We start from the raw sequence: 26,049 nt of genomic DNA on the forward strand, positions 1-26,049 counted from the left end.
GCGACGCCGGCCGAGTTGCTACCAACCAATTGCCGCCCACCGGTGTCTGGTAAGTAGCCTATGCAAGTACTGCTGCTCGACAACTTTGACTCGTTTACCTACAACCTGCTCGATTATCTCGGGCAGCTGGGGGTACGTGCCCACGTCGTGCGCAACGACGTGCCGCTGGTGGAGCTGGAGCAACTGCAGTTCGACGCGGTGGTTTTGTCGCCCGGGCCCGGTACGCCGGCCGCCGCGGGCCACCTGCTGACCGTGATTGAGGCCTACCACGCGCGGCTGCCCATGCTGGGCGTGTGCCTGGGCCACCAGGCGTTGGGCGAGTTTTTCGGGGCCCGGCTTGCCCGGGCGGCGCGGCCCATGCACGGCAAGGTGTCCACTATCAGCTGCGCCATCGAAGACCCGCTGTTTGCCGGCCTGCCGCCCCGCATGCCGGTCACGCGCTACCATTCGCTGGTGCTCAACGACTTGCCGCCGGTGTTGGAGCCGCTGGCGTTTACCGTCGACGAGCCCGGGGAACTGATGGCCTTCCGGCACCGTACGCTCCCCCTGTACGGGGTGCAGTTTCACCCGGAAGCCCTGCTAACGACCCACGGCCTGGCCCTGCTAGGCAATTGGGTCAAGTGTTGTATCATTGCAAAGGCCGGTCAGCCGATACGGGTCTGAGCCGTCCGCCCCGAGAAGATGGAATTGCAGATCAAGGAAAAAAACGGATTCAACTACGTCGACGAAGGCGCCGGCGAGGTGCTGCTGCTGCTGCACGGCCTGTTTGGCGCCCTCAGCAACTGGGAAGACGTAGTGCGCGAGTTCAGCTCCGACTACCGCGTTATCATCCCGCTGCTGCCCATCTACGAGATGCCGCTGAGCAAGGCCGGCGTGCCGGGCCTGATGAATTACGTCGAGGACTTTCTGGCCGCGTTGTCCCTGACCGAGCCTGCCACGGTGCTGGGCAACTCGCTGGGGGGGCACGTAGCGCTGGTGTACACGCTGCGCAACCCAGGTCGGGTGAAGCGCTTGGTGCTCACCGGCAGCAGCGGCCTGTTCGAAGATTCGATGGGCGGCTCCTTTCCCAAGCGCGGCAACTACGCCTTCGTGCAGGAGCGGGTGGGCTACACCTTCTACGACCCCACGCTGGCCACCAAAGAGCTGGTCGATGAGGTGTTCAACGTCACCAACTCCAACGCCAAGTGCCTGCGCATCATCAGCATTGCCCGCTCGGCCCAGCGCCACAACCTGAGCAAGGACCTCAGCGGCATTAAAGTGCCCACACTGCTGGTCTGGGGCCTGAACGACACCATCACGCCCCCACCCGTGGCCCACGAGTTCAACCGCCTGATTGCCGGCTCCGAGCTGCGCTTCCTCGACCACTGCGGCCACGCCCCCATGATGGAGCGGCCCCGCGAATTCAATGCTTACCTGCGCCAGTTTCTGCGCCACCCCGTGCCCCAGCCCGCCGTGGCGGGGGCCTAGCGCGGGTGGCCGGGGCCTTTCTGAACAAAGCATACGCCTGCCCGCTTATTCATCGTTTCGTAAGCAGTATCCATTCGCCTCCCGCTTCCTTCTTGCCGATGCATTCGATGATTGCCGAAGACCTGCTCAACCAGATGATTCCACCGCTTAAGGTCTCCGACTCGGCTGCCAAGGCCGCGAAGTGGCTGGAAGAGTTTCATGTGGGCCAGCTTCCCGTGCTCGAAAACCGGCAGTACCGCGGGCTTATCACCGAAGCTGACCTGCTCGACTACGAAAACTCCGATATCCCCCTGACCAGTGTACCCTTCGGCTTCGCCAACGTGCACGTGCAGCACGACCAGCACTTCTACAGCATCATGGAAATGGCCATCCAGAACAAGCTGCAGCTGGTGCCCGTGCTCGACGAGCGGCGCGAGTACCTGGGCGTGGTTACCGTTGGCGACACGCTGGCCGCCTTCGGCCAGCTTCCCATTGCTGCCGGCCAGGGCGGCATCATCGTGCTGTCGATGGCCGAGCGGGACTATACCCTGACCCAGATCAGCCGCTACGTTGAGGAAAACAACGCCAAGATCCTGAGTGCGCACGTAGCCCAGGATGAGCACGACCCGTACAAGATTCGCCTGACCCTAAAGCTCAACACGCCCGATCTGGCCCGTATTGCGGCCACGCTGGAACGGTTTGGCTACGTCATTACGGCCCAGTTCAGCGGCGCCGGCGAGGTGAGCGAGGGGGAGCAGGACCGCTTCGATGCGCTGCTCAAATACCTGAGTCTGTAGGCAGCTGGACCGGCGCGGGGGTGGGCCAGCTGGTGCGCGGCCGCACCGCGGCCTGCGTCAGCGCTACAGGCCCTCAGTCAATTCGACACTCATACCCCAACAGCCATAAGTTCGTCCCGCTTGCTTGCCTGTCTGCTTTTGTTGCTGCTGGGCTGGCTGCCATCTACTCCCGCACTTGCCGCGCCTCCCGATACGGTGCGCGGCGCGGCGCCCGACAGCCTGGTGCGGGTGCAGTGCCCCGGGTACGCCGCTCTGCGCGTGGCTACCGTGCTGTTCGTGGGCAATGACGTAACCAAAGAGCGGATTCTGCGGGCCGAGCTGGACTTCCGCGAAGGCGACACCATTGCGGCCGCTGCGCTGCCCACGCGCCTCGAGGCCAACCGCCGCCGCCTCTTCAACCTGCAGCTCTTTCACCAGGTGCTGACCGAGGCAGTGTGCCGCAACGGCGAAATCACGGTGCTGTTTAGCGTGCAGGAGCGCTGGTACACCTTTCCAGTGCCCATCTTCTCCCTGGCCGACCGTAATTTCCGCTCCTGGCTTGACCGGCCCGACCGGTGGAAGCGCGTCGATTATGGCCTGCACATAGTACGCCGCAACTTCCGCGGGCGCAACGAAGACCTGACCGGCAACCTGCAGCTGGGCTTCAACCGCAAATACGAGCTGTTCTATGAAGCGCCTGGCTACGGCCGCCGCCGCCGGGTGGGCTTCGGCTTCGGCGTCTCCTACTACCGCAGCCACGCTCTCGACTATGCCACTGTGCAGGATCGGCTGGTGGCCTTCCGCGACGACGCCGGCTTTCCCATTGAGCGCCGCTACGCTACGGCCGGGCTGCGCTGGCGCCATACCGTGCAGCGTCGCACGGCGCTGGACGTAAGTTACCACCGGGAGCAGATTTCCGATTCCATCCTGCGCCGCAACCCCGACTATTACCTCGGCCGCACCCGCCGCGAGTTTCTGGACGTTATCTTAAGCTCGACGCTCAACCAGCGCAATACCTTCGCCTATCCGCTCACCGGCCGCTTTGCCCAGGCAAGCCTGGCCCACCGTACCTTTCTCACGCCCGGCACTCCTGGTATTACCACCCTGCGCGGGCAGATTGCCCAGTATGCTGCCCTGGGCCGCGGATTCTACTACAACGTCAGCCTGCAGGGGCAGGCCCGGCTGGCCAAGCGCGTGGCCTACGTCGACAACCGCGCCCTGGGCTACAGCACCTTCGTGCGGGGCTATGACCCTTACGTAGTGGACGGCCGGCACTACGGGCTGGTGCAGCAAAGCGTCACGTGCCGTCTCTTCGACCTGGGGCAGCTGAGACTGAAGGCTATCGACAATCCCAAAATCAACCGCATCCCGCTGGTGCTTTATTTAAATACCTTTGTCGATGCCGGTTATGTGGCAGCCCGCACCGTGGCCGCTACCAACCGGCTTCCTAACCAGCTGCTGAGCGCAGCGGGCCTGGGGCTGCATCTGGTTACCTTCTACGACCGGGTGCTGACCCTGGAGTACACCCGCAATGCCCGGGGGCAGGGCGGGCTTTTCTTTCGCAGTGAGTTTCCCATCTGACGCTTTCACCCGGGGTTCGGATTATGTTTTTGTTATGAAAATCGCCATTCTGGGGAAGCCCTTCGACGAAGAAACCCTGCCCTTTGTACAGGCCCTGCTCAACGACTTGGTTGGCCGTCGCACCGAGATTTTGATTGTCGAAGCTTTCCGCACCTACCTCGACAACCGCCTGACGCTGCCCGAAGGAGTCAGCACCTTCCGCCGGGGCGACTCGCTACGGGGCGTGCAGTTCGTGTTCAGCATCGGCGGCGACGGCACCCTGCTCGATACGGTGACCTACGTCGGAGCCCTGCAGATTCCCATTCTGGGCATCAACACCGGCCGTCTGGGGTTTCTGGCCACCATCACCCCCGACCGCATCCCCCAGGCCATTGATGCGCTGTTTAAAGGGCACTTCGTCATTGAGGAGCGCAGCCTTATCCGCGTCGATACGGACCCCGAAGTTTTTGAAGGTATCAACTTCGGCCTCAACGAGTTTTCAATTTTGAAGCGCGATACGTCGTCCATGATTGTCGTGCACACGTATATCGACGGCGAATACCTGAATTCCTACTGGGCCGACGGGCTGATTGTGGCAACGCCAACAGGTTCGACCGGCTACTCGTTGAGCTGCGGCGGACCAGTAATGTTGCCCCAAACCAACAATTTTATCATCGCTCCCGTATGTCCGCACAATCTGAATGTCCGTCCGCTGATTGTCTCTGACCGCAGCGTTATTTCCTTCGAGATTGAGGGTCGCAGCAATAACTTCCTGCTCTCCCTCGACTCGCGGGCAGTACCGGTAGATGCGGGAATTCAGATTGCCGTGCGGCGCGAAACCTTCGCCGCCCGGCTCGTCAAACTAAACCACGTTAACTTTCTGAGTACCTTGCGCAGCAAATTGAATTGGGGGCTTGACCGGCGTAACCCGGCCGGAATCCCCTTATAAAGAATTGAGAATTTGCACGATTAGTTTTTTAAGTTCCGGGCAAACCCTACTTTTGTTGCCGACTGCGACCATGTCCTGACGGATGTAACTCGTTCTTCCACTTTGCATATCCATAAACTTCGCTCCATATGAAGCAATTCTTCACCTACACCCTGACTCTGGCGCTGGCGCTGGCGCTGGTCTCTACGGAGGCGAATGCGCAGCAATTCAGCAAGCGGAAGCAGTACAACTCAGTTGGCATCAGTCTGAATGCCATGAACTACTTCGGCGACATCGTACCGAAAGCCAGCATTCCAAGCCTGCGCTTCGCCGCTACCCGTCCCAACATCGGCCTTAGTGCCACCCACCGTTTCACGCCCCGGATTTCGGCCCGGGTAGCCCTGTCCTATGGTCGCATCACGGGTGATGATAACAAGGCTGCGGATCGGAACGACGGCGATGCTCGTTTCCGTTACCACCGGAACATGAACTTCCGCAATGATATTTTTGAAGGGTCTGCCGTCGGTATTTTCGACCTGATAGCCAACCGCAACAACTACATCAAGCGTCCGGACTTCGTACCGTATGTATTTGCTGGCGTTGCCGTGTTCCACCACAACCCTAAGGGGTATGCCGGAGAACTCAAGGGCGTTGAGAATGCCGCCGGCGTTTCGTCGGGTACGTACTACAATCTGCAGCCCCTGCAGACTGAAGGCGTATCGTATAGCCTGACGCAGGTATCGATTCCCTTCGGTGGCGGTGTTCGCTACAAGCTGAACAAGAGCTTTGACATCGGTCTGGAAATCGGCTGGCGCAAAACGTTCACCGACTACTTGGACGACGTGAGCGGTGTTTACTTGAGCGACGCGCAGTTGGGCACTTCCGGTCCGAAGGCTTTCTTTGGCAAAGGCATCACCCGCAACGATGATGGTACTTACGTCAACTTCAACAGCGCCGGCGAAATGCGTGGCAAGGGCAATGAAGACGACTGGTACATCGTTACCGGTTTGCACCTCAACTACATTTTGGCGCCCCGCATCAAGAGCCCCAAATTCCGCTAGTCAGCAGCTTGCGCTGGCTGTCTGGTTTCACTCTCAGCTAGTCTAATGACGAATTCGTTTCTTTCCAAAACACTCCTTGTTTGCCTTGCGCAAGCAGGGAGTGTTTTTTTTGTCCTCACCTCAGCCAGCGCCCAGTCTACGAGCGAAGTAGGCATTGGCATTGGTGGACTGGTCTACAAAGGCGACCTGGCTCCCAGCTACCAGTTCAAAAACAACCGCCCCGCCCTGACGGCCTTTTACCGGCGGGATATTTCGGCCCCCATCACCTTGCGCGGGGCCCTGATGGGTGGCCTGCTCCGGGCTGATGATGCCAATGTGCAGGGCGTGAATGGCAGCACCGCGCCTCTACCGGCACTTCGGCAAGCCAACATGAAGGGAAGGCTATTTGAAATTTCCGGCGCCCTGGAGTACAACTTTTTTGACTATCATAACCGCAAGGATAAGATTCACCTCACTCCCTACGTAATGGTAGGGCTGGCCGGGTTTTATGCCAACACGACCACCCAGGGCAATGGCCCCGACGCGCAGGCCTTCACCAAGAGCGGCAGTATGCTGGGGCTGGCAGTGCCGGCGGGTTTCGGCATTAAGCTGGCATTATCGCGGCACTGGAATCTGGGCGTGGAAGCGGGAGCCCGCAAAACTTTCACCGACGAGCTGGATCATGCCAGCACCCAGAGCCCGGTCCTGGTGAACGTTCACGACCAGGATTGGTATTTCTACAACGGGGTAAGCATATCTTATACTTTCTATAAGATTCACTGCCCTGATTCGTACAAAGAAAATAAGCAGCTGCTAAGGTAGAAGCCGTTGGCAGCAGGGCTTAATGCAACCATTTGCGTACCTTGCGGCCTCTTTTACGCAAAAAGCACCGATGGCCGCCCGGTCCGAAATAGACTCTCACAATTTACCTGCCCACGTGGCCGTCATCATGGACGGCAATGGCCGCTGGGCCAAGCAGAAAGGCGGCCTACGCATCTTTGGGCACCAAAACGCCATTACGGCGGTTCGGGACACGGTAGAGGCCGCGGCGGAAGTGGGCGTCCAGTACCTGACGCTCTATGCCTTCTCCACCGAGAACTGGGCGCGGCCCAAGCACGAGGTTATGGCCCTGATGCAACTGCTGGTGCATACCATCCGGCAGGAAACGCCCACGCTGCTCAAAAACAGCATCCGCCTGGAGGCCATTGGGGATATCAGCAGCCTGCCCGACTCCTGTCAGCGGGAATTGGCCGAATCGATGGAGCTCACCAAGGCAGGCACCCGCATGACGCTGGTGCTGGCCCTGAGCTACAGTGGCCGCTGGGACCTGACGCAGGCGGCAAAACGGCTGGCGCAGGAAGTAGCCAGTGGCCGCCTGCAGCCCGAGGCGGTGACCGAGCAGACACTTGCGGGGTATCTGTCGACGGCCGGTATTCCCGATCCGGCCCTGCTGATCCGGACCAGTGGGGAGCAGCGCATCAGCAACTTTTTGCTGTGGCAGCTGGCCTACACCGAGCTTTATATTACGGAACTGCTGTGGCCGGATTTTCGGCGGGAGCATTTCTACGACGCTATTCAGGCGTATCAGCGCCGGGAGCGGCGTTTTGGCAAAACCAGTGAGCAGCTAACCGTTTCGTAAGTTTTCAATGATTTCTTTCTCAAATAAGCTTTCCCGGTTTCTGACCGTACTGCTCCTGGTGCTAAGTGTGGCTACAAAGGCTGCCTGGGCGCAATCTGCCGCAGCCGGTGCGCCGGGCCTCCCCGAGCCGGAGCACTACACGCTGGGCGGCATCACGGTCAGCGGAGCCCGCTACCTCGATACCAACACGCTGATCGGGCTGACGGGCCTGCGCATCGGCGACCCAATCAACGTGCCGGGCGAAGAAATCGGCAAAGCTATCCGGCGGCTGTGGGAGCAGGGCATCCTGGGCGACGTAAGCGTTTCCATTGCCCGCACCGAAGGCAGCAAGATTTTCCTGGACTTCAACCTGAAGGAGCGGCCGCGGCTGTCCAAGTTCGTCTTCACCGGTATCAGCAAAACCCAGGGCGACGACCTGAAAAACAAGATCAAGCTGATCCGGGGCAAAGTGGTGACGGACGCGCTGCTCAACAACACCCGTACCCAGGTTCGGAAGTTTTATACCAATAAGGGCTACCTCGATACCAAAGTCAATATCACCCAAACGCCGGACTCTAGTCTGTCGAACAGCGTGGTGCTGAACATCAACGTGGACAAGGGCGACAAAATCCGCATCCGCAACATCGACTTCACGGGCAACACGGCCGTTTCGGACCGTAAGCTCAAGGGGAAGATGAAAAAGACCAAGGAGCGGAAGAGCTACAACTTCCTGACGGCGGGCAAGTTTCAGAAGTCGGAATTTGACGAGGATAAGGAGAAAATAATCGAGTTTTATAATTCCCAGGGCTACCGCGACGCGACAATCGTCTCTGACACAGTGGTACGCACCGAAGATGGGCTGGCGCTGACCATCAACGTGGACGAAGGTCCGAAATACTATTTCCGCCGCATTACCTGGGCCGGCAACTACCTCTACGACAACAAGACGCTGTCGTCGGTGCTGGGCATCAAGGAAGGCAGCGTGTATAGCAAGGAGACGCTGGACAAGCGCCTGAACTACAACCCCACGGGCCAGGACGTCACGTCGCTGTATATGAACGACGGCTACCTGTTCTTCAGCATTGAGCCGGTAGAAACCAAGGTGGAAGGCGACTCTATTGACATTGAGATGCGCGTGACGGAAGGCGTGCAGGCCCGCATCAAGGAAATTAACATTGCCGGCAACACCAAAACCAGTGACCATGTGCTGCGGCGGGAGCTGCAAACCCTGCCCGGCGACAAGTTCAACCGGGAGCTGCTGATTCGCTCCCAGCGTCAGATTGCGACCCTGGGCTACTTCGACCCCGAGAAAATCGGGATGGTGCCGGTTCCGAATCAGGCCGATGGCACCGTGGACATCAACTACAGCGTGGTGGAAAAGCCCTCGGACCAGATTACGCTTTCGGGCGGCTGGGGTGGCTATGCCGGCTTTATCGGTACGGTGGGCTTGGTGTTCAACAACTTCTCGCTGCGCAAAGCCAGCAACTTCCGCAACTGGACCCCGGTGCCGGCCGGCGACGGGCAGCGCCTGGCGCTGAACGTGCAGGCCAACGGCACGCAGTACCAGGCGTACTCCTTCTCCTTCACCGAGCCCTGGCTGGGTGGCCGCAAGCCCAACTCGCTGTCGTTTAGTCTGAACCGCAGCATCCAGCGCGTAGGTACCAACTTCGACGCCCGGAACGACCAGTCGATCAAGGTAAACAGCGCCACGCTGGGCCTGGGCCGTCGCCTGCGGGTGCCCGATGACTACTTTACGCTGAGCAACTCTTTGTCCATCAGCCGATACGAGCTCAATAACTACCCGGGCTTTACCAACTTCAGCAACGGCAACGCCAACAACATCACGTTCAACACGACCCTGTCGCGCAACAGCATCGACAACCCGACATACACCCGTCGGGGCTCGTCGCTGGCGCTGAGCGTGAACCTGACACCGCCGTACTCCATCTTCAAAGGCTCGCACCCGAACGTGAACGAGTGGATCGAATTCCACAAGTGGATGTTTGATGCTTCCTGGTTTACGCCCGTCGTGGGCAAGCTGGTGCTGAACACCCGGGCGCACTTCGGCTTCATCGGCTCGTATAACTCGGCCCGACCCATCGGCCCGTTCGAGCGCTTCAAGCTCGGCGGCTCCGGCCTGGGCTACGGCGGCTCGTCAAACTTCCTGGTTGGTACCGAATACATCGGCCTGCGCGGCTACGAAGACCCGAATACGGCAACTTCTATCCAGAACCCAAATTCGAGCGGCGGCGTTGTCTACAATAAGTACGTACTGGAAATGCGTTATCCGATTTCCCTGAATCCGGCGGCCACGGTATACGTACTCAGCTTTGCCGAAGCAGGCAATGCCTTTGATCAGTACACCCAGTACAATCCCTATAAGCTGTACCGCTCGGCGGGCGTCGGCGCCCGGATTTTCATGTCGGCATTCGGTCTGCTGGGCTTCGACTACGGCTACGGCTTCGACAAAATCGACCAGTACACGCCGGGGCAGGCCTCCCAGCAGAAGGGCCATTTCCACTTCATCATTGGGCAGCAGATCCGCTAGTATTGCGGCGGGCTGCCGCCGAACTACACGTCTCACGCAGGTGCTATGAAAAAAATGTTTTGCCTGCTGTCCGTAGCCCTCGGGGTGCTGCTGACAGCTCCCGCCGCCCTGGCCCAGAAGTTTGGCTACGTCGACTCGGAGTTCATTATGAGCAAAATGCCGGCCTACGCCCAGGCCCAGCAGGAGCTCAATACGCTGTCGGGCAACTGGCAGAAGGAAATCGAGAGCCAGAAAAAGGACCTTGACAAGCTCTACCGCACCTACCAGTCGGAAGAGGTGCTGCTGACCGAGCCCATGAAGAAAAAGCGGCAGGACGAAATCCTGAAGAAGGAGCAGGAAGTCAAAGCCTACCAGAACAAGATTTTCGGGTACGAAGGCCAGCTGTTTAAAAAACGGCAGGAGCTGACCAAGCCCGTGCAGGACCAGGTGTTTGAGGCGGTGGAGAAGGTGGCCAAGAAAAAGCAGCTGGGCATTATCTTCGATAAAGCCGGCGACCTGACCATGCTCTACACCAATCCGATCCACGATTACACGGAATTTGTAATGGAAGAATTGGGTTTGGCTTCTGAAGACAGCAACCAGCCCGCCCAGAAGGGCGCCGTGCGGACCGTAACCAAACCCGCCACGCCCGCTGGCGACACGGACACGGACGACGCCCCGGCGCCGGCGCCGCGCAAGCCCGCTACCCGCGCCGGACAGCGCCCAGCTGCCGGAAAAAATTAACTTTGCCTCCGCACCTTCAACTCACTGACCGTTTTCCCTTAATGATTACCATGAACAAATTCCGTCTTGCCCTGCTAGCGGCCGTTTTTACCCTTACTACCTCTTCCGCTGCCCTGGCGCAAGCTCCGTTGAAGATTGGCTACACCAGCGTGGAATACGTGCTGAGCCAGATGCCGGAAAGCAAGCAGATTGAATCCGACCTGAAGGCTTACAGCTCCCAGCTCGAAGCCCAGCTGAAAAGCAAATACAGCGACTACCAGGCGAAAGCCGAAGCTTACCAGAAAGGCGCTGGCAGCATGGCCGAGCCCGTGCGGGCCGATAAGGAAAAAGAGCTGACGGGCCTGCAGAGCTCCATCCAGGAGTTTCAGCGCAGCGCCGACCAGAGCCTGCAGCAGAAGCAGCAGACGCTGCTGAAGCCGGCCCTGGACAAGCTGCAGAAGACCATTGACGCCGTAGCTGATGAGAACGGCTACACCTACGTACTCAACTCGGATGGCGCCAGCCCGGTGCTGCTGCACGGTCCGAAAGAAGGCGACATCTCGGACCTGGTGCTGAAGAAAATGGGCATCACGCCGGGCGCTGCCCCGGTAGCTGCCGCCCCGAAAGCGGCTGCCACGCCGGCCCCGGCCGTACCGGCTTCGACCAAGACCAAGACGAAAACCAAGAAGTAAGCGTCAGGCGCTGTTTTTGGCAAGCAAAGCCGGAGCCTGGGGCTCCGGCTTTCTTATTTTATTCAATTACCCCAACGCCGCCACAATGACGGAAATGGAAGAAGAAGAAGAACAGGATCTGCCGAACCTGAACCTCCCCGAGGAAGAAGGCGAGGGCGACGAGCTGTATGAGCACCACCGGATCAGGGTGGACCGCAAGCAGGAAATGCTGCGCATCGATAAGTTTCTGATGCGCCGGTTGTCGCACACCTCCCGCACCAAGATTCAGCATGCCATTGAGGCTGAAGCAGTGCAGGTGAACGAGAAGCCCGTAAAGGCCAACTACCGCGTCAAGCCCCTCGACGTCATCACCATCACGCTGCCCGAGCCACCCATCGACTTCCGGGTGCTGCCCGAGCCGATGGATCTGGACATCCGCTACGAAGACGAGTCTTTGCTGCTGGTCAACAAGCCGGCTGGGCTGGTTGTGCATCCGGCCTTCGGCAACTGGCACGGGACGCTGGTCAATGGCCTCACGCATCATCTGAACAGCCTGCCCACCGGCCGTAATGGCGAAATCCGGCCTGGCCTGGTGCACCGCATCGACAAGGATACGTCGGGACTGCTGGTGATTGGCAAAACCGAATGGGCCATGACTCACCTGTCGCAGCAGTTTTTTCACCATACCATCGAGCGGACTTATCTAGCCTTGGTGTGGGGCATTCCGAAAGAGGCGGCCGGCACCATCACCGGCAACATCGGGCGCAGCATCAAGGACCGCAAGGTGCAGGCTGTGTTTCCCGAAGGCGACCAGGGCAAGCATGCCGTGACGCATTACAAGGTGCTCAAAACTTTCCAGCACGTCTCGCTGCTGCAGTGCAACCTCGAAACCGGCCGTACCCACCAGATTCGGGTCCACATGAAGCATATCGGCCACCCCTTGTTCTCCGATACCACCTACGGCGGCAACAAGGTGCTCTACGGGCAGCGTACCGGGGCTTACAAGGCTTTCGTCGATCATGCCTTTGAGGTGATGCCCCGGCAGGCGCTGCATGCCAAGTCACTGGGCTTCGTCCATCCGCAAACCGGTGAGCAAAGGCAGTTTGAGGTTGAGCTGCCCGCCGACTTTGCCGGAGTGCTGGAGCTCTGGGAAAAATACGCCACGGAAGCAGAGTAGCCCGCCCCAGTCAGCAAAAAAAAGCCCCGCTACGTTTGTAGCGGGGCTTTTTACAGCGATTAAGAACCGGAGTTACTTTCTAGCCGGAGCCTTCTTGGCCGGAGCCTTCGGAGCCACTTTGTTCTTGCCGGTTATTTCATTCACGGCAATGGTAGCGTCTTTGTTGCCCGGGTCGAGAGCCAATACCTGCTGGTAGTAGGGCAGCGCAGCAGCCTTGTCGCTCTTGGTAAAGAGGTAGTAGGAGCCCAGGTAGTTGTTAGCTTCAATCAAACCATCCTTGTACTTGGACGGGTCGTTGGCCGAAGCTACCTCGATATACTTCTCGTAGAACGGCTTGGCCGTACCCAGCTTGGAAGTCGGGTCCAGGTTAGAGTTTACCCGGGCCCGCATCTGGTAGCCGGGCACGTAGGTCGGACGGGCTACGATAACTACGTTGTAGAGGCTGTCAGCCTGGCTGAACTGCTTGTTGGACTCGTAAGCACGGGCCAGCAATACGTTGTCGGCCAAATCGCCTTTGCCATCCTTCATGCGGATCTGGAACTGCTTGATGGCATTAGGATAGTCCTTCTTGCTCATATAGGCGTTAGCCAGGTCCTTGCGCAGGTCAACATTGGTAGGGTCAGCGGCAACTGCCTTTTCCAGCAGCGCAATGCCTTGCTCACCCTTACCCGACTTCGACAGCATCTTGGCGTAGTACACGTTGTCCTCTTTCAGGACCTTGCCCGCCGGCGCCATCTTCATGAACTTGTCCATGGCCACAATAGCCTCGTCATTCTTGCCGGTTTCGTACAGCGAGTACGCCCGCAGACGATTCATCGTCAGGTTGTCGGCGTCCCGGGCCAGCACCTTGTCTATTTCGACCAGAGCTTCCGGATACTTCTTCGTCAGAAACAGGAACGAAGCATACTTAGCATCGGTATCGGGAGTCTTCTCCGCGGTAGTCATGTATTTCTGGAAGCCGGACAGCGCCTCGTCGTATTTGCCGGCATAGAAGTACATTTCCGCCAAGTCGCGCTGGGCCGGGGCGTAGCTAGGGTCGAGGCTCAGCGCCTTCTCGAACGAAGTGCGGGCCTCATTGTAGTTGCGCGAACGAACGTTCAACTGCCCTTTGCGATAGTACGACAAAGCGTCATTCGGATTGGCCAGCGAAGCCCGCTCGTAGCTCGACATAGCCTCGCCGCCCCCGGTTTCCTGCTTCAGGTAAACGTCACCCCGGGCAATCATCAGCGCGGCGTCATCCTTGCCCTTATTGGCCTTCTGAGCAGCATCGATGTAGCTAAGGGCCTTGGTAACGTCCTTCACGTCGGACTCAGCGTAGGCCTGGGCAATCATGGTCAGCACTTTGGCATCTTTACCCTTGCTGATCTTAACGGCATTGTCGAACTGAATTTCGGCTTCTGCCATCTTGCCTTGCGCCAAAGCGGCCCGGCCGGCGGCTACCAGGCTGGTAGCATCCTTAGGATTCAACGGAACCCGGTTGAAGTAATATGCGGCCGAATCCGGCATGGCGCGCATCTGGTACAAACGACCTAATTGGAACGAGGCGTCAGCTGCCTGGCCTTGCTTGAGCAAAGCCGCCCGGGCTTCGTTATAGCGTTCCAATTCAATTGATTTTTGAGCACTCGTGGTGTTCTGAGCGAAAGCGGCAGAGCCGGAAACAGACAAGGCAACGAGGAGCGAGAGCTTCCAGGGCTTGAACTTCATGAGCAAAAGGTTTGGTGAAAAAGCTTGTGGAAAGGGGAGAGAAAGAAGCCTAAAGCTTATTGGTATTGATGATCCGCGTTTGGCCGACCGCCGGCACCAGCCCCGATTTGAGAATGATAAGCTGGCCTTTGTTGCCTGCCGCAAAGGATGCAAAACCGGTGCCAAGACCAGCACGTGCCTCCCGACTGATTAGGTATACCTCCCGGCGCAGCGGGTACGTTTTGAGCGCCATGTAGGCCTGGTAGGGCTGCACATAGTCGTCGGCCTTCTGCGGATTGGGGTTTGAGCTGATGCCCACAACCCGAACCCGCTTCAGGAAGCTTTGTACGGCGGCATCATCCCGGTCACTGATCCAGTTGGCACCTACTATACCGATTGCACTGGGATGTGTAGCAACGTAATCGAGCAAAGCAGGGTTCGATTTGGCAGCAAATACCCGTTGAGTAAGCGGAACGCCCCGCGTCACCGAGTCCTGCACGTAACGGGCCGTGCTGGAGCGGTTGGCATCAAATACGACGTTGATGGCTCCCAGCTTCTTCTTGCCGCTCACCTGGCTCCATTCGGCGGTTTTGCCCGTGAAAATGTCGCGCAGCTGGGCCGTGGTCAGCAACGAATCCGCGTTGCTAGGATGCACAATAATGGCCAAGCCATCGGTTGCCAGCTTGATAGTCCGCGGCACCAGCTTGAGCTGATCAAACACGGCCTGCTCACTCGGCGTCAGCTGCCGGGCCACCACGATTACGCGGGCCTTGTTGTCGAGCAGATCCTGAATAACGGCCTGCTCAGGCTTGTAGGCCGCCTGAATCTTGGCTGCCTGGTACAGCTTCTGGAAGGTATCGACCTGCGACGTCAGAATCGGCGCAAACGTCTCGTCCACGCTGATGCTGATTTTGCCGCTGGTGGTGGTGTCCGTTTCAGCGGCATCAGCCGAAGTGCCGCCCGTATTGCAGCCAATCAGCAGCAAGCCGGTGGCGGCCAGCGCAATGCTCTTGATCCACAAATTACTGCTCATCATCATAGGTGGGTTTGCGTTTGAAATGCTGGCCATAGGTGCGGACAAATCTAATGATTCCATATATCAGGAAAACAGTGCCCAGAATCCGGCGGGTACCTACCGGCAGAACAACCAGCCCGTTGGCCACCCATAAGAAGACGCCCAGGCCCATGTAAATGACAGCCATTACCAGTAGGAAGTAAGGCACCAAACGCTGGGGAGATTTACCCAGGCGCTCATCCGTAGTAGGACGATCAAGCATACAATGAAGAAGAAATAAGTCAGTGAACTACCGCTACAACGTAAAAACGCGCCCCGATTGTTCGTTCAGGAGCAGGTTGGCAGGTCATTGGGCCCTATTGGTAGCTATGAAAAAGTCAGAAATCAGCCGGTCTGGAGTCGACCGGCTGATTTCTGACTGGCAAAAAACCATCTTCAGCAAATATACTGCTGTCAAATTATTTCAGGCTATCCACCACTATTCGTAGTGAAAAGTAATGGGCAACGTGTAGCGCACGGCTACTGCGTGGCTGTTCTGCCGACCGGGCGTCCAGGTGGGCATGGCTTTGATTACCCGGGCGGCTTCCTCATCGGTACCGTAGCCGAGTCCCTTCAACACTTGCACGTCGGAAATGGCGCCGCTGGCCTGTACGGTAAAAGACACGAAAACTTTGCCCGAAACACCCGCCGCCAGCGCCTGCCGCGGGTAGTGCAGGTTGCGCTGCATATACTGCCGCAGGGCTTCCAGGCCCCCGGCAAACTCCGGCATTACTTCCGCGTGAATAAATGGCTGGGCAGGGGGCGGTGTTACCGCCACGTTAGAGTCGATGCCCGGCGCCGTACCCGGGCCATTGACAACGGCCGGGCCGGCTACGCCCGCTATGGCTACTGGTCCAGTCACCGCATCCGGATCAACAGTGCTGATCTGTTCCACTTCGTCCTTGGGCTTGACAAGCGGATCCTTCACTACGGTGGTAGGAACAGCCACCTTGGGTGGGGCAACTACCACGGCGTGCTGCTCAGCCGGTGGTGCTACCTCTTTGGGCAGGTCGTAGCGCTCCAGAACTATATCGCCAAGCACGGGAATCGGGGGCACTACCACGACGGCCGGCCACAAGCGCTGGATCAGTACCGGAAGGCTGACCAGCAACAGGCAGAGCACAACCGAAAAAGTGAGGCCCGCGACCAGGTGGCGGCTGTAAACCCGGCGCAACACATAGGCGCCGTAAGATTGGTTGCGGCCCTCGAAGACGATATCGTCCAGAGAAGCGGTACTCAGTTGCATGGTGTTCATGGGATAGGGGCTAAAGGTGAAAAGATGATTGTGAACTGCTGATTACCCAAGCCATTCCCCAACCTGCCGCGGGTTCCGGATGGCTTTCAGGTAGGCAACGGAACCCTTGTAGCTCCTAGTGCAGCCCCTAAGCCGCTTTTCGACCAGACCTGCTTTTTTTTCGACAAAAAAAAGACCCAAACCAGCTCGTAAGCTGATTTGGGTCTTTCATAGATACCCCAAGGTAGGGGAGGTAAAGGAAGCTTAGCGGATGGCGAACGTTACGGGGACAGTGTACGAAACACTTACGGCCCGGCCGTTCTGCTTGCCCGGAGCGAATTTCGGCAGGTTCTTGATAACCCGGGATGCTTCTTCGTCGCAGCCGGCACCAATGCCTTTTTGAATCTTCACATCCGAAACCTGCCCATCAGGGCCAACCACGAAGGCAATAAATACCTTGCCTTCTACCTGGTTGCGCAGGGCCAGAGCGGGGTATTTGATGTTCTGAGCAATGTACTTGAGCAATGCTTCCTGTCCGCCGGGGAATACCGGCATCTGCTCCACATAGGTGTATACCTTGTTCTCAACAACCTCCGCTACTACCTCGTTGCCTTTACCTTCCAGGCCGCTGAGGTCAGCAGCGTTGTCGGTATTGCCTTTCACAGTCACGGTAGCTACGGTTTTATCCTTCAGCTCTTCCTGATCCGGGATTTCCTCCACCTTCTTGATTTCCTCATCCTTCTTCACCACCGGAGGGGTAAACTTGATGGTGGAAAGCTTCGGTGGCGGCGGTGGCGGCGCCTCGGGGGGCGGCGGCGGGGGCGGGGGCTTGGTTTCGTCCAGCGGTGGAGCCTCCATGAGCTCGTTCACCTTCAGCATCTTGTCGTCCTGCTTAATTTCGTTGTCAGAGAACATCCGCGCGATGAGCGGGAAGCTGACAAGAATGGCAAAAATGGCGACTGCAATGAGAAGGGCCCGCGTAACGTGGCTGCCGTACAAACGCCGCAGAACATACGCTCCGTAGGCCTTGTTGCGGCCTTCAAAAACGATGTCGTCGAACGATGCACGCGCCAGTTGCGTGTTATCCATCATTTGCCAGAAGTTTTAATGAGGTCCTCATCCGCTTTCGAGATATCCACCAGCGCGTACTTTTTCTGGTCGGTGATGTTCATCTCGTCGAGGATATCAACCATGTTCTTGTAATTGGATTTGTCGGTCGGCTTGATCAGCACCACCGTTTTGGGGTTCCGACGCTTGCGCTCCAGCAAAACCTTCCGAATCCCATCAGCGGCGTAGCTGGTCGAAACCAGTTCGGGCTTTGGCTCGCCTTCCTTCAGGAGGCCTTCGTAGTAGTAGATCTTGTTGCCTTCGTCCATCACGATGGTAAAAGCATTGGAAGCGGGAAGTTCCTGGGGCGGATCCTCCGGTTTCGGCTTCACCGGCATCGTCATCTGCATGATGGTCGGCTTGGCGAACGTAGTGGTCAGCATGAAGAAGGTGAGAAGCAGGAAGGCCAAGTCCACCATGGGTGTCATGTCGATTTTGGTCGACATTTTTTTGGCTCTCTTTTTTCCGCCTTTTCCGCCTCCTTTGTCTTGTTGTTGTACTTCTGACATGGCTCTGCGGGGTTATCGACCGGCTACTGGCTTGGCTTCCAAGTCAGTAATCAGGTTGAAACGGTTGATGTTCTTATCCTGCAGCAGCTTGATGATTCTTTTCACCGTGGGTACGTCCGCGTCGCCGTCGCCTTTGATGGCGATGTAGGCGGGCTTGTTGAACTCCTTACGGCTGGCGGCCTGGGCCTCTACCACCCAATCGATAAACTGATTGTTGAGCGAGTCGGCGGGGATGCCGGGCTGCTTGATGGTTTTACGCTGCTCATTGTCGCGGCTCAGAAAATCGGGCAGCTGCTGCACCGGTACTCCGAAGCTGGACAGGTTGGAGAAAGTCTTTGCCTGGGCGGCCGTGAAGGTGACCCCGTATTTGGCTCCGACCCGCGACAACATTGCCAGCTTGGGTTTGGTATCATCGAGCCCGAAGAATACGCGCTTGTCCTTGTCCACAGAAATGGTGATGATGTGGGAATCGGGCAGGCGTATTTCGGACGTTGACGACGGCGTGTCCACCACCACTGCTTCCTCGGGAGCAAACTTGGTGGTGAGCATAAAGAACGTCACCAGCAGGAATGCCAGGTCCACCATCGGAGTCATATCCAACGAAGGGGACGTTCTATGGGGCTTTACTTTGGGCATTTCTGGTGGGGTTAATTAGCGATGATTCAGAAACGTAGAACGACTAGCTTTTAGTGCCTTAGGCACTACTTAAGCCGAGTGGTGCTCCGTTTCGCCGTGCTGAGCGGCGAAGGTCTGAATGATGCTGAAACCAGCCTCGTCGATGCTGTACGTCAGCTCGTCAATTTTGCTGGTGAAGAAGTTGTAGGCTACGATGGCCAGAGCCGACGTACCGATACCCAGAGCCGTGTTGATCAGAGCTTCCGAAATACCGTTGGCCAGGCCAACTGCGTCGGGAGCACCACCTTGGGCCAGAGCGGCGAAGGCCTTGATCATACCGAATACCGTACCCAACAGACCCACCAGCGTGGCGATAGAAGCCAAAGTGGAGAGGATAACGAGGTTTTTCTCGAGCATTGGCAGCTCCAGAGCCGTCGATTCCTCGATTTCTTTCTGGATGGCCAATACTTTCTGTTCTTTCTCCATGTTACGCTCACGGGCCATCTCCTGGTACTTGCCCAGGCCGGCTTTCACCACGTTGGCTACCGAGCCTTTCTGCTGGTCGCAGGCGGCAATGGCACCGGTGATGTCGTTTACGTTCAGCTTCTGACGGATGGTACGTACAAAAGACTCGATGCTTTTGGTGCCTTTGGCCCGGCCGATGGTCAGGAAACGCTCAATCGAGAACGTGAATACCAGCAGGAACATGGTGAGCAGCAGGGGTACGATCGGACCACCTTTGAACACGATACCGAGCCAGTTACCGGGCAATGGGTTGTTTGCGTTGTCGCCACCCTGGAAGTTGCTGCCGTTACCAAACACGAAGAGGTAAACTATAACTGAGACAACAAATGCGAGGGGAATCACGATGGCAGCAAACGCTGACCCACCTTTTGCTTCACCTTGGGGTGCTGCAGGAGCGGCGGGCCGCACGTTTTTGTTCATTGCATTCTTTTGTTCCATTGTTCCGGAGAATTAGTGGGTTGGTGGTGAAAGGTTGAATTAAGTAGGTAAAAGTGAGCAACTGGGGTAGATATGCTTAAAGACGACGGCGGCCCCGCTCACCCGCACGCTCCGCTCCCGAAAGGGGCAGAAATCGTGGGTCTGCTCGTGCGCGGGGCCCCTTGCGAATTCAGTCTATCCTTGGCAAACCTAAATAAAAAGCAACGCGCTGCCAAATGAAAAATGCGTTTAAACGCTTTAAAGCGGTTTGCAACTAAAAAAAAGGCTATTCCGGCGGCTGGTTTGGTAATGCCGAAGAAGGTAGTTTTTTGGCCTGCTCCCAATAAACATCCATCTGTGCGAGGCTCAGGTCGGCAAGGCGGTGCCCCTCCCGGGCTGCTTCGGTTTCCAGAAATTGAAAACGCCGGATGAATTTTCGGTTTGTACGTTCCAAAGCCTCTTCAGGATTAATATTGGCAAACCGGGCAAAGTTGACCAGGGAGAAAAGCAGGTCACCAAACTCGGCCGTAGCGCGCTCCTGGTTCCGGCGGGCCGGGTCGGCATGGGCAAACTCATCCCCGAACTCGGCCAGCTCCTCCTGCACTTTCTCCCACACCTGCTCCTGCCGCTCCCAGTCGAAGCCCGCGCCCCGGGCCTTTTCCTGGATGCGCATGGCCTTGACCAAAGCCGGTAAGGATACCGGAACTCCGCCCAGGACGGAAGAATTCCCTTTTTCTTGGAGCTTCAGCTGTTCCCAGTTGCGCTTTACGTCTTCCTCGTCCTGCACCGTTACGTCGCCGTAGATGTGCGGGTGCCGGAAAATCAGCTTCTCGCACTGGGCGTTGAGCACGTCGGCAATGTCGAACTGGTTGGTTTCAGCAGCGATTTTGGCGTAGAACGTCAGGTGCAGCATTACGTCGCCCAGCTCCTTTTTCACGTCCGGCAGGTCGTCGCGCAGGATAGCGTCGGAGAGTTCGTAGGTTTCCTCGATCGTGAGGTGGCGCAGGCTCTGCATCGTTTGCTTACGGTCCCAGGGACATTCGGCCCGGAGGCGGTCAAGCACGTCGAGCAGGCGGCCGAAAGCGGCCAGCTGCTCCGCGCGGCGGTCGGGTAGAGAAGGGGACATTTCCATTAGCCAAATATACGGCCCTGGGTTTGGCCGGGGCTCGTTTGTCGGCCAGTGACGCTCTGAGCGCAGCAGAATTGACCGGCCGCCGGGTGTTGCCAACACTATATCGTAGGGAAAGCAGGCGGGTTTCTCTACTTTTGTCACGACAAAATAGACCTGACCTGTGGCACTGATTAAATCGATTTCCGGCATCCGAGGCACTATTGGCGGCGTAGCCGGCGAAGGCCTGACCCCACTTGACGTGGTAAAATATGCCGCGGCCTTTGGTACCTGGGTACTGGACAAAACGCAAAACAATACCATCGTCATCGGGCGCGATGCGCGCATCTCCGGCGAGATGGTGAGCAAGCTGGTGGCCGCTACCCTGCAAGGACTCGGCATCGACGTTATCGACCTGGGGCTGAGCACCACGCCCACGGTAGAAATGGCCGTGCCGGCTAAAAAGGCCGGGGGCGGCATCATCCTGACGGCTTCGCACAACCCCAAGCAATGGAACGCGCTGAAGCTGCTCAACGATAAGGGCGAATTCATTTCCGACGAGGACGGCAAGCTGGTGCTGCAGCTCGGCGACACGGAAGCGTTCAATTTTGCGCCCGTGACCAAGCTGGGGCGGTATTCGACCGACGACACGTTTCTGCAGCAGCACATCGACGCCATTCTGCGGCTGCCGCTGGTCGATGTGGCCGCCATCAAGGCCAAGAAATTTCGGGTAGTCGTGGACGCCGTCAACTCCTGCGGGGGCTTTGCCGTGCCGCTGCTGCTGGAGGCGCTGGGCGTGGAAAGCATCGAAAAACTGTTTTGCGAGCCGACCGGCGACTTTGCCCACAACCCCGAGCCGCTGCCCGAGAACCTGCGCGAAATTGCCAAGACCATGGAGAAAGGCTCTTTCGACGTGGGCATCGTGGTGGATCCCGACGTGGACCGCCTGGCGCTGGTGAATGAGGACGGCACCATGTTCGGCGAGGAATACACGCTGGTGGCCGTGGCCGACTACGTGCTGCAGCAGAACGGCGGGGGCAACACCGTGAGCAACCTGAGCAGCACCCGGGCCCTGCGCGACGTGACTGAAAAGGCCGGTGGCAGCTACGCCGCCGCCGCCGTGGGCGAGGTGAATGTGGTAACCAAGATGAAGGAAACCAACGCCATTATCGGGGGTGAGGGCAACGGCGGCATTATCTACCCCGAGCTGCACTACGGCCGCGACTCGCTCGTGGGTATTGCGCTGTTTTTGAGTCATCTGGCCAAGACGGGTCTGACCATGACCCGGCTGCGGGCCTCGTACCCGAGCTACTTTATTTCGAAGAACAAGATCGAGCTGACGCCGGAAATCGATACCGATCTGGTACTGCGCCAAATGGAAGCTCGCTACGCCAAGCAGCCGGTAAACACCATCGACGGCGTAAAAATCGAGTTCGATAAGGAGTGGGTTCACCTGCGCAAGTCGAACACGGAGCCCATCATCCGGATTTATGCCGAGTCGGACTCGAATGCCACTGCCGACCATCTGGCCAACAAAATCATTGCCGACATCAAGGAAATTATTTCGGCCTAAGCGCGGAGCTAGCCTGGCCGAAGGTCAGGTTCGGCAAACCACCGCCGGCTTTTTGCGGCGCTTTTCCAGTCCCTACACTAAAGGATTCCGGCGGGCCCGCCGGAATCCTTTATTTTTGTGCCGTGCCGTCCGCGGTACTCCACCCTCCTAACTGCCGCCCGGTATGTTTTCCACCCCCGACTCGTCCGCACCGGCCGCCGCCCCCACGGCTGCTTACTTCGACAACGCTGCCACCACGCCCCTGGACCCGGAAGTGCTGGAAACGATGCTGCCTTTTATGCGGGAGCATTTTGGCAACCCCAGCAGCATCCACGGGCACGGGCGCAAAGTGCGGGCGGCCATTGAGAATGCGCGCAAAACCATTGCCCACCTGATCAATGCCTCCCCGGCCGAAATCACGTTCACCTCGGGGGGCACGGAAGGCGACAACTACGCCGCTTTTGGCAGCGTCCGGCAGCTGGGCGTGCAGCACGCTATAACGTCGCCGCTGGAGCACCATGCCGTGCTGCACACGCTGCAGGCGCTGGAAAAAAACGGGTACGTGCAGCTCAGCTACGTGCGCCACGACGAGCGGGGCCGCCTGGACCTGGAGCATCTGGATCAGCTGCTGGCCGCGCAGCCGCGCACGTTTGTGAGCCTGATGCACGCCAACAACGAAATCGGCAACCTGAACGACATTCAGACCATCGGCGACATCTGCGCCCGGCATGAGGCCGTGTTTCACACCGATACGGTGCAGACCATGGGCCACTACCGAATCGATGTGCAGCAGCTGAAAAATCACTTTCTGGTGGGGTCCGCCCACAAGTTTCACGGGCCCAAAGGCGTGGGCTTCCTGTACCGCCGCTCGGGCGTGCAGGCCAGCCCGCTCATCCACGGCGGGGCCCAGGAGCGCAACGTGCGCGCCGGCACCGAGAATGTGTACGGCATCGTGGGGCTGGCCAAGGCGCTGGAAATTGCCTGTAGCCAGATGGCCGACCACCAGCGCTACATCCAGGGGCTCAAAGACCGGTTTATTGCGCGGCTGACGGCCGAAATCGACGACGTGGATTTCAACGGCCACTCCGCCGTGACCGACCAAAGCCTGTACACCGTGCTGAACGTGAGCCTGCCGCCGTCGGAAATGAATGAGATGCTGCTCTTCAACCTCGACATCAACCACGTCTCGGTATCGGGGGGCTCGGCGTGCAGCAGCGGCGCCAACACCGGCTCCCACGTGCTGACGGCGCTGGGCTGCGACCCCGGCCGGGGCGCCATCCGCTTTTCGATGAGCAAGTACAACACCGAAGCCGAGGTGGACTTTGCCGTGGAGCAGCTGGCGAAAATGTACCGCAAGGTTTCGGCGTAAGCGGCTCTTACGCCGCCAAGAGCTGTCAGTCGAAGCGCCGGATTACCCGGCTTTGCGCCACCGCCGCCGCTGGCCGCCGGGGCAGCCGGTCTACCAACTGTGGCGGAATGCGTATTATTCGGCAATAACGGGCTGCCGACGGTGGCAGCCCTCTGCTTAACCTGTTTGCTCGCATGGCCGAAATCAACATTCAACGAAAGAAATCTTCCCCGAGCCCCTGGCTGCTCGTGCTATTGGCGCTGGCCGTACTGGGCCTGATTGCGTATTTTTTCCTCCGCTCCGATACCGGCGCGGCGCCGGCTGCCCCGGCAACGGCTCCCACCAGTGCCAGCACGCCCGTAACGGATGCGGAGGCAGAAGCCATTGCCCGCGCCACGCCTCCGCCCGCTGATGGCTCCGGCAATGCCGCAGTAGCCGATATGGCCGCCGAAGAAGCCCCGGTTTCGGCCGATGAGCTGGCCAGCTTTGCCACCACCGAAGCGGCCGCCCCCGACTACGGCCGCCGGGGGCTGCGCATGCTCAGCGCCACCCTCTCCGACCTGGCCGACCGCGCCGACCTGCGTGACCCGGCCGTGAGTGAAAAGCGCAACGACCTGACCAGCGCCACCAGCCGCCTCAGTGAGGCCAACGCCAGCCTGAAGCCGGGCCTGGTAGCCGCTACGGCCTTGCTGCAGGCCATGCAGCAGAAAGCCTACCCCGACCTGGAAGGACCCGTAGGCGAGCTGAACGAGCAGGCCCGCCAGCTGTCGGGCCGGCAGACGACGGAGGACCAGGCTCAGCTGCAGAGCTTTTTCACCAAGGCCGCCGAAATTGTGCGCACCCTGAGTCAGCCGGCCGCGTAAGCCCGGCCGCCCGTATCCAATCCGCTACTGCTTCTGTATGGAAACCACTGCTATTCCCGCGGCCGACGGCCTGCACCTGCGCCGCCTGCGCGACCTGTCCGAGTTTGAAGTAGCCGATGGCAGCCCCGACGTGCGGGGCTGGTCGGTACGCGGCGGCGACGGCAAAAAATTTGGGGAGGTCTTCGAGCTCATTGTCGACGTAGACGCTTTGCAAGCGCGCTACCTCGATGTGGAGCTGGATTCGGCGCTGCAGCTGAATGAGCGGGAGCGGCACATCCTGCTGCCCATCGGCGTGGCCGCCCTCGACGAAGATGGCGACAATGTCTTCGTCACCTCCCTGACCACCGACTCAGTGCTGGACTACCCGCCCTACGTCGAAATTCAGATTACCCGGGAGTATGAGGAAGCCATGCTTCGCTCCCTGCAGCTGCCGCTGCCCGCCGTGGGTACGGCCAACTTCTACGACCAGGATTCCTACAACGAGCAGCGCTTCTATCAGCGCCGCCGCCCGGGCTCGGCTGAAACCCGGCCCCACGACGACCAGCCTGGGCAAGGGGCTTTGCATCAGTAATACCGCCACCGATTTGCCGGCTGCCCGAATCACAAAATCAGCTCAAGGTGAGCTGCCTCCGGCTCTCATACCGCGTTGCAAACCAGGTCGAATCCGGGAGTTTATGGCGGGTTTTTCTATGCGCAATACCTCTTTGCTGCCCCGGCTGCTGCCCGTACTGGCCGGGCTCAGCAGCGGCTGTGCGCCAACGCTGGCGCCCTTTACCCCGCATGCATATGCCAACGCTGGGCCATCGGGGTGACGTGAGCAGTCTGCTGCACGCGAGTACAACCGGGGCTGCGCTGCAAACGGCCTACGCCCTGACTGAGAGCTGGACGCTGACGGCTCACCTGCTCGCCGATATCCGACCCCTGAAGGAGCGGCGGCTGTTTGCGGCCGAAGCCGGGGCGGGCTACGGCTGGCGGCTGGCTCCGCAAACCAGGTTCACCCTGCACGCCGGTGCCGGCGCCGGCGGAGGACGCTCGGGCTTCACCTCCGTCAACCTGGCCTTTATCGACTCGGACGGCCGCCGGTTTCAGTCACGCTACGCGCAGGCTTATGTGCAGCCTACCATCAGCCGCTATCTGCAACCCGTCACGGTGAGCTTCGCGGTGCGGGTCAACGGGGCTTACTTCTCCCGGCTGCGGGAAGGACCTTATCCGGCAGTGCCAAACGGCTACAGCCCCGTAAATCTGGACGGCCAGCAGGTATATTATCTGCAGCCAGCCGGCCAGTTCGGCTTCGACGTCGGCCAGCACGGCCAGATGATGGTCAGCGGCGGAGCCAACCTGCTGCTCAACCGCCCGGATGCGGCCAACGTCAGCCGGTTTGTGGTCGGGCTGGGGCTGCAGTGGCAGCTTTCCCGGCCGGCCGGCGCCCAGCAGTCTCTGGCCGCGCCGCTTACCCCAAAAGTGGGCTAGGGCGTGTTCTCAAGAACGTTCGGCATGGCAAAGTCGTAATAGGCTTATTTTCAAGATGAATGCTGACCGTACGTTGCTCACCGATAATCATTGGGCAC

Annotated in this window: 26 protein-coding genes; 17 read left to right on the plus strand and 9 right to left on the minus strand. The window is 58.9% G+C overall.

What is annotated here, in order from left to right; all coding sequences use genetic code 11:
- The first annotated feature begins 60 nt into the window (after nucleotides 1-60).
- From ABD842_RS15795 to ABD842_RS15850, 12 genes are all read left to right on the plus strand, one after another.
- Complete coding sequence (locus ABD842_RS15795) at nucleotides 61-663, plus strand: anthranilate synthase component II (protein ID WP_345116013.1); 603 nt, start codon at nucleotides 61-63, stop codon at nucleotides 661-663.
- Between the two features lie 18 nt (nucleotides 664-681).
- The gene (locus ABD842_RS15800) at nucleotides 682-1,467 is read left to right on the plus strand and encodes an alpha/beta fold hydrolase (RefSeq protein WP_345116016.1); all 786 of its coding nucleotides are present in this window, start codon (nucleotides 682-684) and stop codon (nucleotides 1,465-1,467) included.
- 98 nt (nucleotides 1,468-1,565) lie between these two features.
- Complete coding sequence (locus ABD842_RS15805) at nucleotides 1,566-2,243, plus strand: CBS domain-containing protein (protein WP_345116017.1); 678 nt, start codon at nucleotides 1,566-1,568, stop codon at nucleotides 2,241-2,243.
- A gap of 120 nt (nucleotides 2,244-2,363) precedes the next feature.
- Nucleotides 2,364-3,803: a POTRA domain-containing protein gene (locus tag ABD842_RS15810; RefSeq protein WP_345116018.1), complete on the plus strand. Its 1,440-nt coding sequence runs from the start codon at nucleotides 2,364-2,366 to the stop codon at nucleotides 3,801-3,803.
- Between the two features lie 34 nt (nucleotides 3,804-3,837).
- The gene (locus ABD842_RS15815) at nucleotides 3,838-4,731 is read left to right on the plus strand and encodes an NAD kinase (protein ID WP_345116021.1); all 894 of its coding nucleotides are present in this window, start codon (nucleotides 3,838-3,840) and stop codon (nucleotides 4,729-4,731) included.
- Between the two features lie 128 nt (nucleotides 4,732-4,859).
- Entirely contained in the window at nucleotides 4,860-5,771 is a 912-nt protein-coding gene (locus ABD842_RS15820; protein ID WP_345116024.1) for a DUF6089 family protein, read from the plus strand.
- Nucleotides 5,772-5,816: 45 nt separating this feature from the next.
- The gene (porG, locus tag ABD842_RS15825; RefSeq protein WP_345116027.1) at nucleotides 5,817-6,572 is read left to right on the plus strand and encodes a type IX secretion system protein PorG; all 756 of its coding nucleotides are present in this window, start codon (nucleotides 5,817-5,819) and stop codon (nucleotides 6,570-6,572) included.
- 70 nt (nucleotides 6,573-6,642) lie between these two features.
- A complete protein-coding gene (gene uppS / locus ABD842_RS15830; protein ID WP_345116030.1) occupies nucleotides 6,643-7,389 on the plus strand; it encodes an undecaprenyl pyrophosphate synthase in 747 nt (248 codons plus the stop codon).
- 7 nt (nucleotides 7,390-7,396) lie between these two features.
- Complete coding sequence (gene bamA, locus ABD842_RS15835) at nucleotides 7,397-9,916, plus strand: outer membrane protein assembly factor BamA (RefSeq protein ID WP_345116033.1); 2,520 nt, start codon at nucleotides 7,397-7,399, stop codon at nucleotides 9,914-9,916.
- Between the two features lie 45 nt (nucleotides 9,917-9,961).
- Entirely contained in the window at nucleotides 9,962-10,639 is a 678-nt protein-coding gene (locus ABD842_RS15840) for an OmpH/Skp family outer membrane protein (protein WP_345116036.1), read from the plus strand.
- A 50-nt stretch (nucleotides 10,640-10,689) separates the two neighbouring features.
- Nucleotides 10,690-11,310 (plus strand): OmpH/Skp family outer membrane protein, encoded by a 621-nt coding sequence (locus tag ABD842_RS15845; protein WP_345116038.1) that lies wholly within the window; start codon nucleotides 10,690-10,692, stop codon nucleotides 11,308-11,310.
- Nucleotides 11,311-11,395: 85 nt separating this feature from the next.
- On the plus strand, nucleotides 11,396-12,466 hold the full coding sequence (locus ABD842_RS15850) for an RluA family pseudouridine synthase (protein WP_425553198.1): 1,071 nt from the start codon (nucleotides 11,396-11,398) through the stop codon (nucleotides 12,464-12,466).
- Nucleotides 12,467-12,538: 72 nt separating this feature from the next.
- On the opposite strand, the gene ABD842_RS15855 is transcribed toward ABD842_RS15850, so the two are convergent.
- The 9 genes from ABD842_RS15855 to mazG all read right to left on the minus strand — a co-directional run bounded on the left by ABD842_RS15855 (nucleotide 12,539) and on the right by mazG (nucleotide 20,736).
- On the minus strand, nucleotides 12,539-14,068 hold the full coding sequence (locus tag ABD842_RS15855; protein WP_345116041.1) for a tetratricopeptide repeat protein: 1,530 nt from the start codon (nucleotides 14,066-14,068) through the stop codon (nucleotides 12,539-12,541).
- A gap of 151 nt (nucleotides 14,069-14,219) precedes the next feature.
- Nucleotides 14,220-15,182 (minus strand): PstS family phosphate ABC transporter substrate-binding protein, encoded by a 963-nt coding sequence (locus ABD842_RS15860; protein WP_345116044.1) that lies wholly within the window; start codon nucleotides 15,180-15,182, stop codon nucleotides 14,220-14,222.
- Nucleotides 15,172-15,426 carry a hypothetical protein gene (locus tag ABD842_RS15865; RefSeq protein WP_345116046.1) on the minus strand — a complete coding sequence of 85 codons (255 nt, stop codon included), beginning with the start codon at nucleotides 15,424-15,426 and terminating at the stop codon, nucleotides 15,172-15,174. The genes ABD842_RS15860 and ABD842_RS15865 overlap by 11 nt, the downstream gene beginning before the upstream one ends.
- 216 nt (nucleotides 15,427-15,642) lie before the next feature.
- Entirely contained in the window at nucleotides 15,643-16,458 is an 816-nt protein-coding gene (locus ABD842_RS15870) for an energy transducer TonB (RefSeq protein WP_345116049.1), read from the minus strand.
- A gap of 243 nt (nucleotides 16,459-16,701) precedes the next feature.
- Complete coding sequence (locus tag ABD842_RS15875; RefSeq protein WP_345116052.1) at nucleotides 16,702-17,529, minus strand: energy transducer TonB; 828 nt, start codon at nucleotides 17,527-17,529, stop codon at nucleotides 16,702-16,704.
- The gene (locus ABD842_RS15880; protein ID WP_345116055.1) at nucleotides 17,526-18,053 is read right to left on the minus strand and encodes an ExbD/TolR family protein; all 528 of its coding nucleotides are present in this window, start codon (nucleotides 18,051-18,053) and stop codon (nucleotides 17,526-17,528) included. The genes ABD842_RS15875 and ABD842_RS15880 overlap by 4 nt, the downstream gene beginning before the upstream one ends.
- Before the next feature lie 12 nt (nucleotides 18,054-18,065).
- Nucleotides 18,066-18,689 (minus strand): ExbD/TolR family protein, encoded by a 624-nt coding sequence (locus ABD842_RS15885; protein ID WP_345116058.1) that lies wholly within the window; start codon nucleotides 18,687-18,689, stop codon nucleotides 18,066-18,068.
- 69 nt (nucleotides 18,690-18,758) lie between these two features.
- Nucleotides 18,759-19,613 carry a MotA/TolQ/ExbB proton channel family protein gene (locus ABD842_RS15890; RefSeq protein WP_425553199.1) on the minus strand — a complete coding sequence of 285 codons (855 nt, stop codon included), beginning with the start codon at nucleotides 19,611-19,613 and terminating at the stop codon, nucleotides 18,759-18,761.
- 283 nt (nucleotides 19,614-19,896) lie between these two features.
- Nucleotides 19,897-20,736 (minus strand): nucleoside triphosphate pyrophosphohydrolase, encoded by an 840-nt coding sequence (mazG, locus tag ABD842_RS15895; protein ID WP_345116062.1) that lies wholly within the window; start codon nucleotides 20,734-20,736, stop codon nucleotides 19,897-19,899.
- A gap of 166 nt (nucleotides 20,737-20,902) precedes the next feature.
- Between mazG and glmM the strand changes: the two genes are divergently transcribed.
- From glmM to ABD842_RS15920, 5 genes are all read left to right on the plus strand, one after another.
- The gene (gene glmM, locus ABD842_RS15900; protein ID WP_345116065.1) at nucleotides 20,903-22,291 is read left to right on the plus strand and encodes a phosphoglucosamine mutase; all 1,389 of its coding nucleotides are present in this window, start codon (nucleotides 20,903-20,905) and stop codon (nucleotides 22,289-22,291) included.
- A gap of 163 nt (nucleotides 22,292-22,454) precedes the next feature.
- Entirely contained in the window at nucleotides 22,455-23,639 is a 1,185-nt protein-coding gene (locus tag ABD842_RS15905) for a cysteine desulfurase family protein (RefSeq protein WP_345116068.1), read from the plus strand.
- 173 nt (nucleotides 23,640-23,812) lie between these two features.
- A complete protein-coding gene (locus tag ABD842_RS15910) occupies nucleotides 23,813-24,481 on the plus strand; it encodes a hypothetical protein (RefSeq protein ID WP_345116070.1) in 669 nt (222 codons plus the stop codon).
- A gap of 37 nt (nucleotides 24,482-24,518) precedes the next feature.
- Nucleotides 24,519-25,052 carry a PRC-barrel domain-containing protein gene (locus ABD842_RS15915; RefSeq protein WP_345116073.1) on the plus strand — a complete coding sequence of 178 codons (534 nt, stop codon included), beginning with the start codon at nucleotides 24,519-24,521 and terminating at the stop codon, nucleotides 25,050-25,052.
- Between the two features lie 215 nt (nucleotides 25,053-25,267).
- Nucleotides 25,268-25,951 carry a hypothetical protein gene (locus tag ABD842_RS15920; protein ID WP_345116076.1) on the plus strand — a complete coding sequence of 228 codons (684 nt, stop codon included), beginning with the start codon at nucleotides 25,268-25,270 and terminating at the stop codon, nucleotides 25,949-25,951.
- The last annotated feature ends 98 nt before the right edge of the window (nucleotides 25,952-26,049 follow it).

This window comes from Hymenobacter algoricola (assembly GCF_039539525.1).
GTDB lineage: Bacteria > Bacteroidota > Bacteroidia > Cytophagales > Hymenobacteraceae > Hymenobacter > Hymenobacter algoricola.

What these genes read in the sequence shown, in the direction of transcription:
- ABD842_RS15795 (WP_345116013.1), top strand. Translation starts at nt 61, where the DNA reads ATGCAAGTACTGCTGCTCGACAACTTTGACTCGTTTACCTACAACCTG.
- ABD842_RS15800 (WP_345116016.1), top strand. Translation starts at nt 682, where the DNA reads ATGGAATTGCAGATCAAGGAAAAAAACGGATTCAACTACGTCGACGAA.
- ABD842_RS15805 (WP_345116017.1), top strand. Translation starts at nt 1,566, where the DNA reads ATGCATTCGATGATTGCCGAAGACCTGCTCAACCAGATGATTCCACCG.
- ABD842_RS15815 (WP_345116021.1), top strand. Translation starts at nt 3,838, where the DNA reads ATGAAAATCGCCATTCTGGGGAAGCCCTTCGACGAAGAAACCCTGCCC.
- ABD842_RS15820 (WP_345116024.1), top strand. Translation starts at nt 4,860, where the DNA reads ATGAAGCAATTCTTCACCTACACCCTGACTCTGGCGCTGGCGCTGGCG.
- porG (WP_345116027.1), top strand. Translation starts at nt 5,817, where the DNA reads ATGACGAATTCGTTTCTTTCCAAAACACTCCTTGTTTGCCTTGCGCAA.
- uppS (WP_345116030.1), top strand. Translation starts at nt 6,643, where the DNA reads ATGGCCGCCCGGTCCGAAATAGACTCTCACAATTTACCTGCCCACGTG.
- bamA (WP_345116033.1), top strand. Translation starts at nt 7,397, where the DNA reads ATGATTTCTTTCTCAAATAAGCTTTCCCGGTTTCTGACCGTACTGCTC.
- ABD842_RS15840 (WP_345116036.1), top strand. Translation starts at nt 9,962, where the DNA reads ATGAAAAAAATGTTTTGCCTGCTGTCCGTAGCCCTCGGGGTGCTGCTG.
- ABD842_RS15845 (WP_345116038.1), top strand. Translation starts at nt 10,690, where the DNA reads ATGAACAAATTCCGTCTTGCCCTGCTAGCGGCCGTTTTTACCCTTACT.
- ABD842_RS15850 (WP_425553198.1), top strand. Translation starts at nt 11,396, where the DNA reads ATGACGGAAATGGAAGAAGAAGAAGAACAGGATCTGCCGAACCTGAAC.
- ABD842_RS15860 (WP_345116044.1), bottom strand. Translation starts at nt 15,182, where the DNA reads ATGAGCAGTAATTTGTGGATCAAGAGCATTGCGCTGGCCGCCACCGGC.
- ABD842_RS15865 (WP_345116046.1), bottom strand. Translation starts at nt 15,426, where the DNA reads ATGCTTGATCGTCCTACTACGGATGAGCGCCTGGGTAAATCTCCCCAG.
- ABD842_RS15870 (WP_345116049.1), bottom strand. Translation starts at nt 16,458, where the DNA reads ATGAACACCATGCAACTGAGTACCGCTTCTCTGGACGATATCGTCTTC.
- ABD842_RS15875 (WP_345116052.1), bottom strand. Translation starts at nt 17,529, where the DNA reads ATGATGGATAACACGCAACTGGCGCGTGCATCGTTCGACGACATCGTT.
- ABD842_RS15880 (WP_345116055.1), bottom strand. Translation starts at nt 18,053, where the DNA reads ATGTCAGAAGTACAACAACAAGACAAAGGAGGCGGAAAAGGCGGAAAA.
- ABD842_RS15885 (WP_345116058.1), bottom strand. Translation starts at nt 18,689, where the DNA reads ATGCCCAAAGTAAAGCCCCATAGAACGTCCCCTTCGTTGGATATGACT.
- ABD842_RS15890 (WP_425553199.1), bottom strand. Translation starts at nt 19,613, where the DNA reads ATGAACAAAAACGTGCGGCCCGCCGCTCCTGCAGCACCCCAAGGTGAA.
- mazG (WP_345116062.1), bottom strand. Translation starts at nt 20,736, where the DNA reads ATGTCCCCTTCTCTACCCGACCGCCGCGCGGAGCAGCTGGCCGCTTTC.
- ABD842_RS15905 (WP_345116068.1), top strand. Translation starts at nt 22,455, where the DNA reads ATGTTTTCCACCCCCGACTCGTCCGCACCGGCCGCCGCCCCCACGGCT.
- ABD842_RS15910 (WP_345116070.1), top strand. Translation starts at nt 23,813, where the DNA reads ATGGCCGAAATCAACATTCAACGAAAGAAATCTTCCCCGAGCCCCTGG.
- ABD842_RS15915 (WP_345116073.1), top strand. Translation starts at nt 24,519, where the DNA reads ATGGAAACCACTGCTATTCCCGCGGCCGACGGCCTGCACCTGCGCCGC.
- ABD842_RS15920 (WP_345116076.1), top strand. Translation starts at nt 25,268, where the DNA reads ATGCCAACGCTGGGCCATCGGGGTGACGTGAGCAGTCTGCTGCACGCG.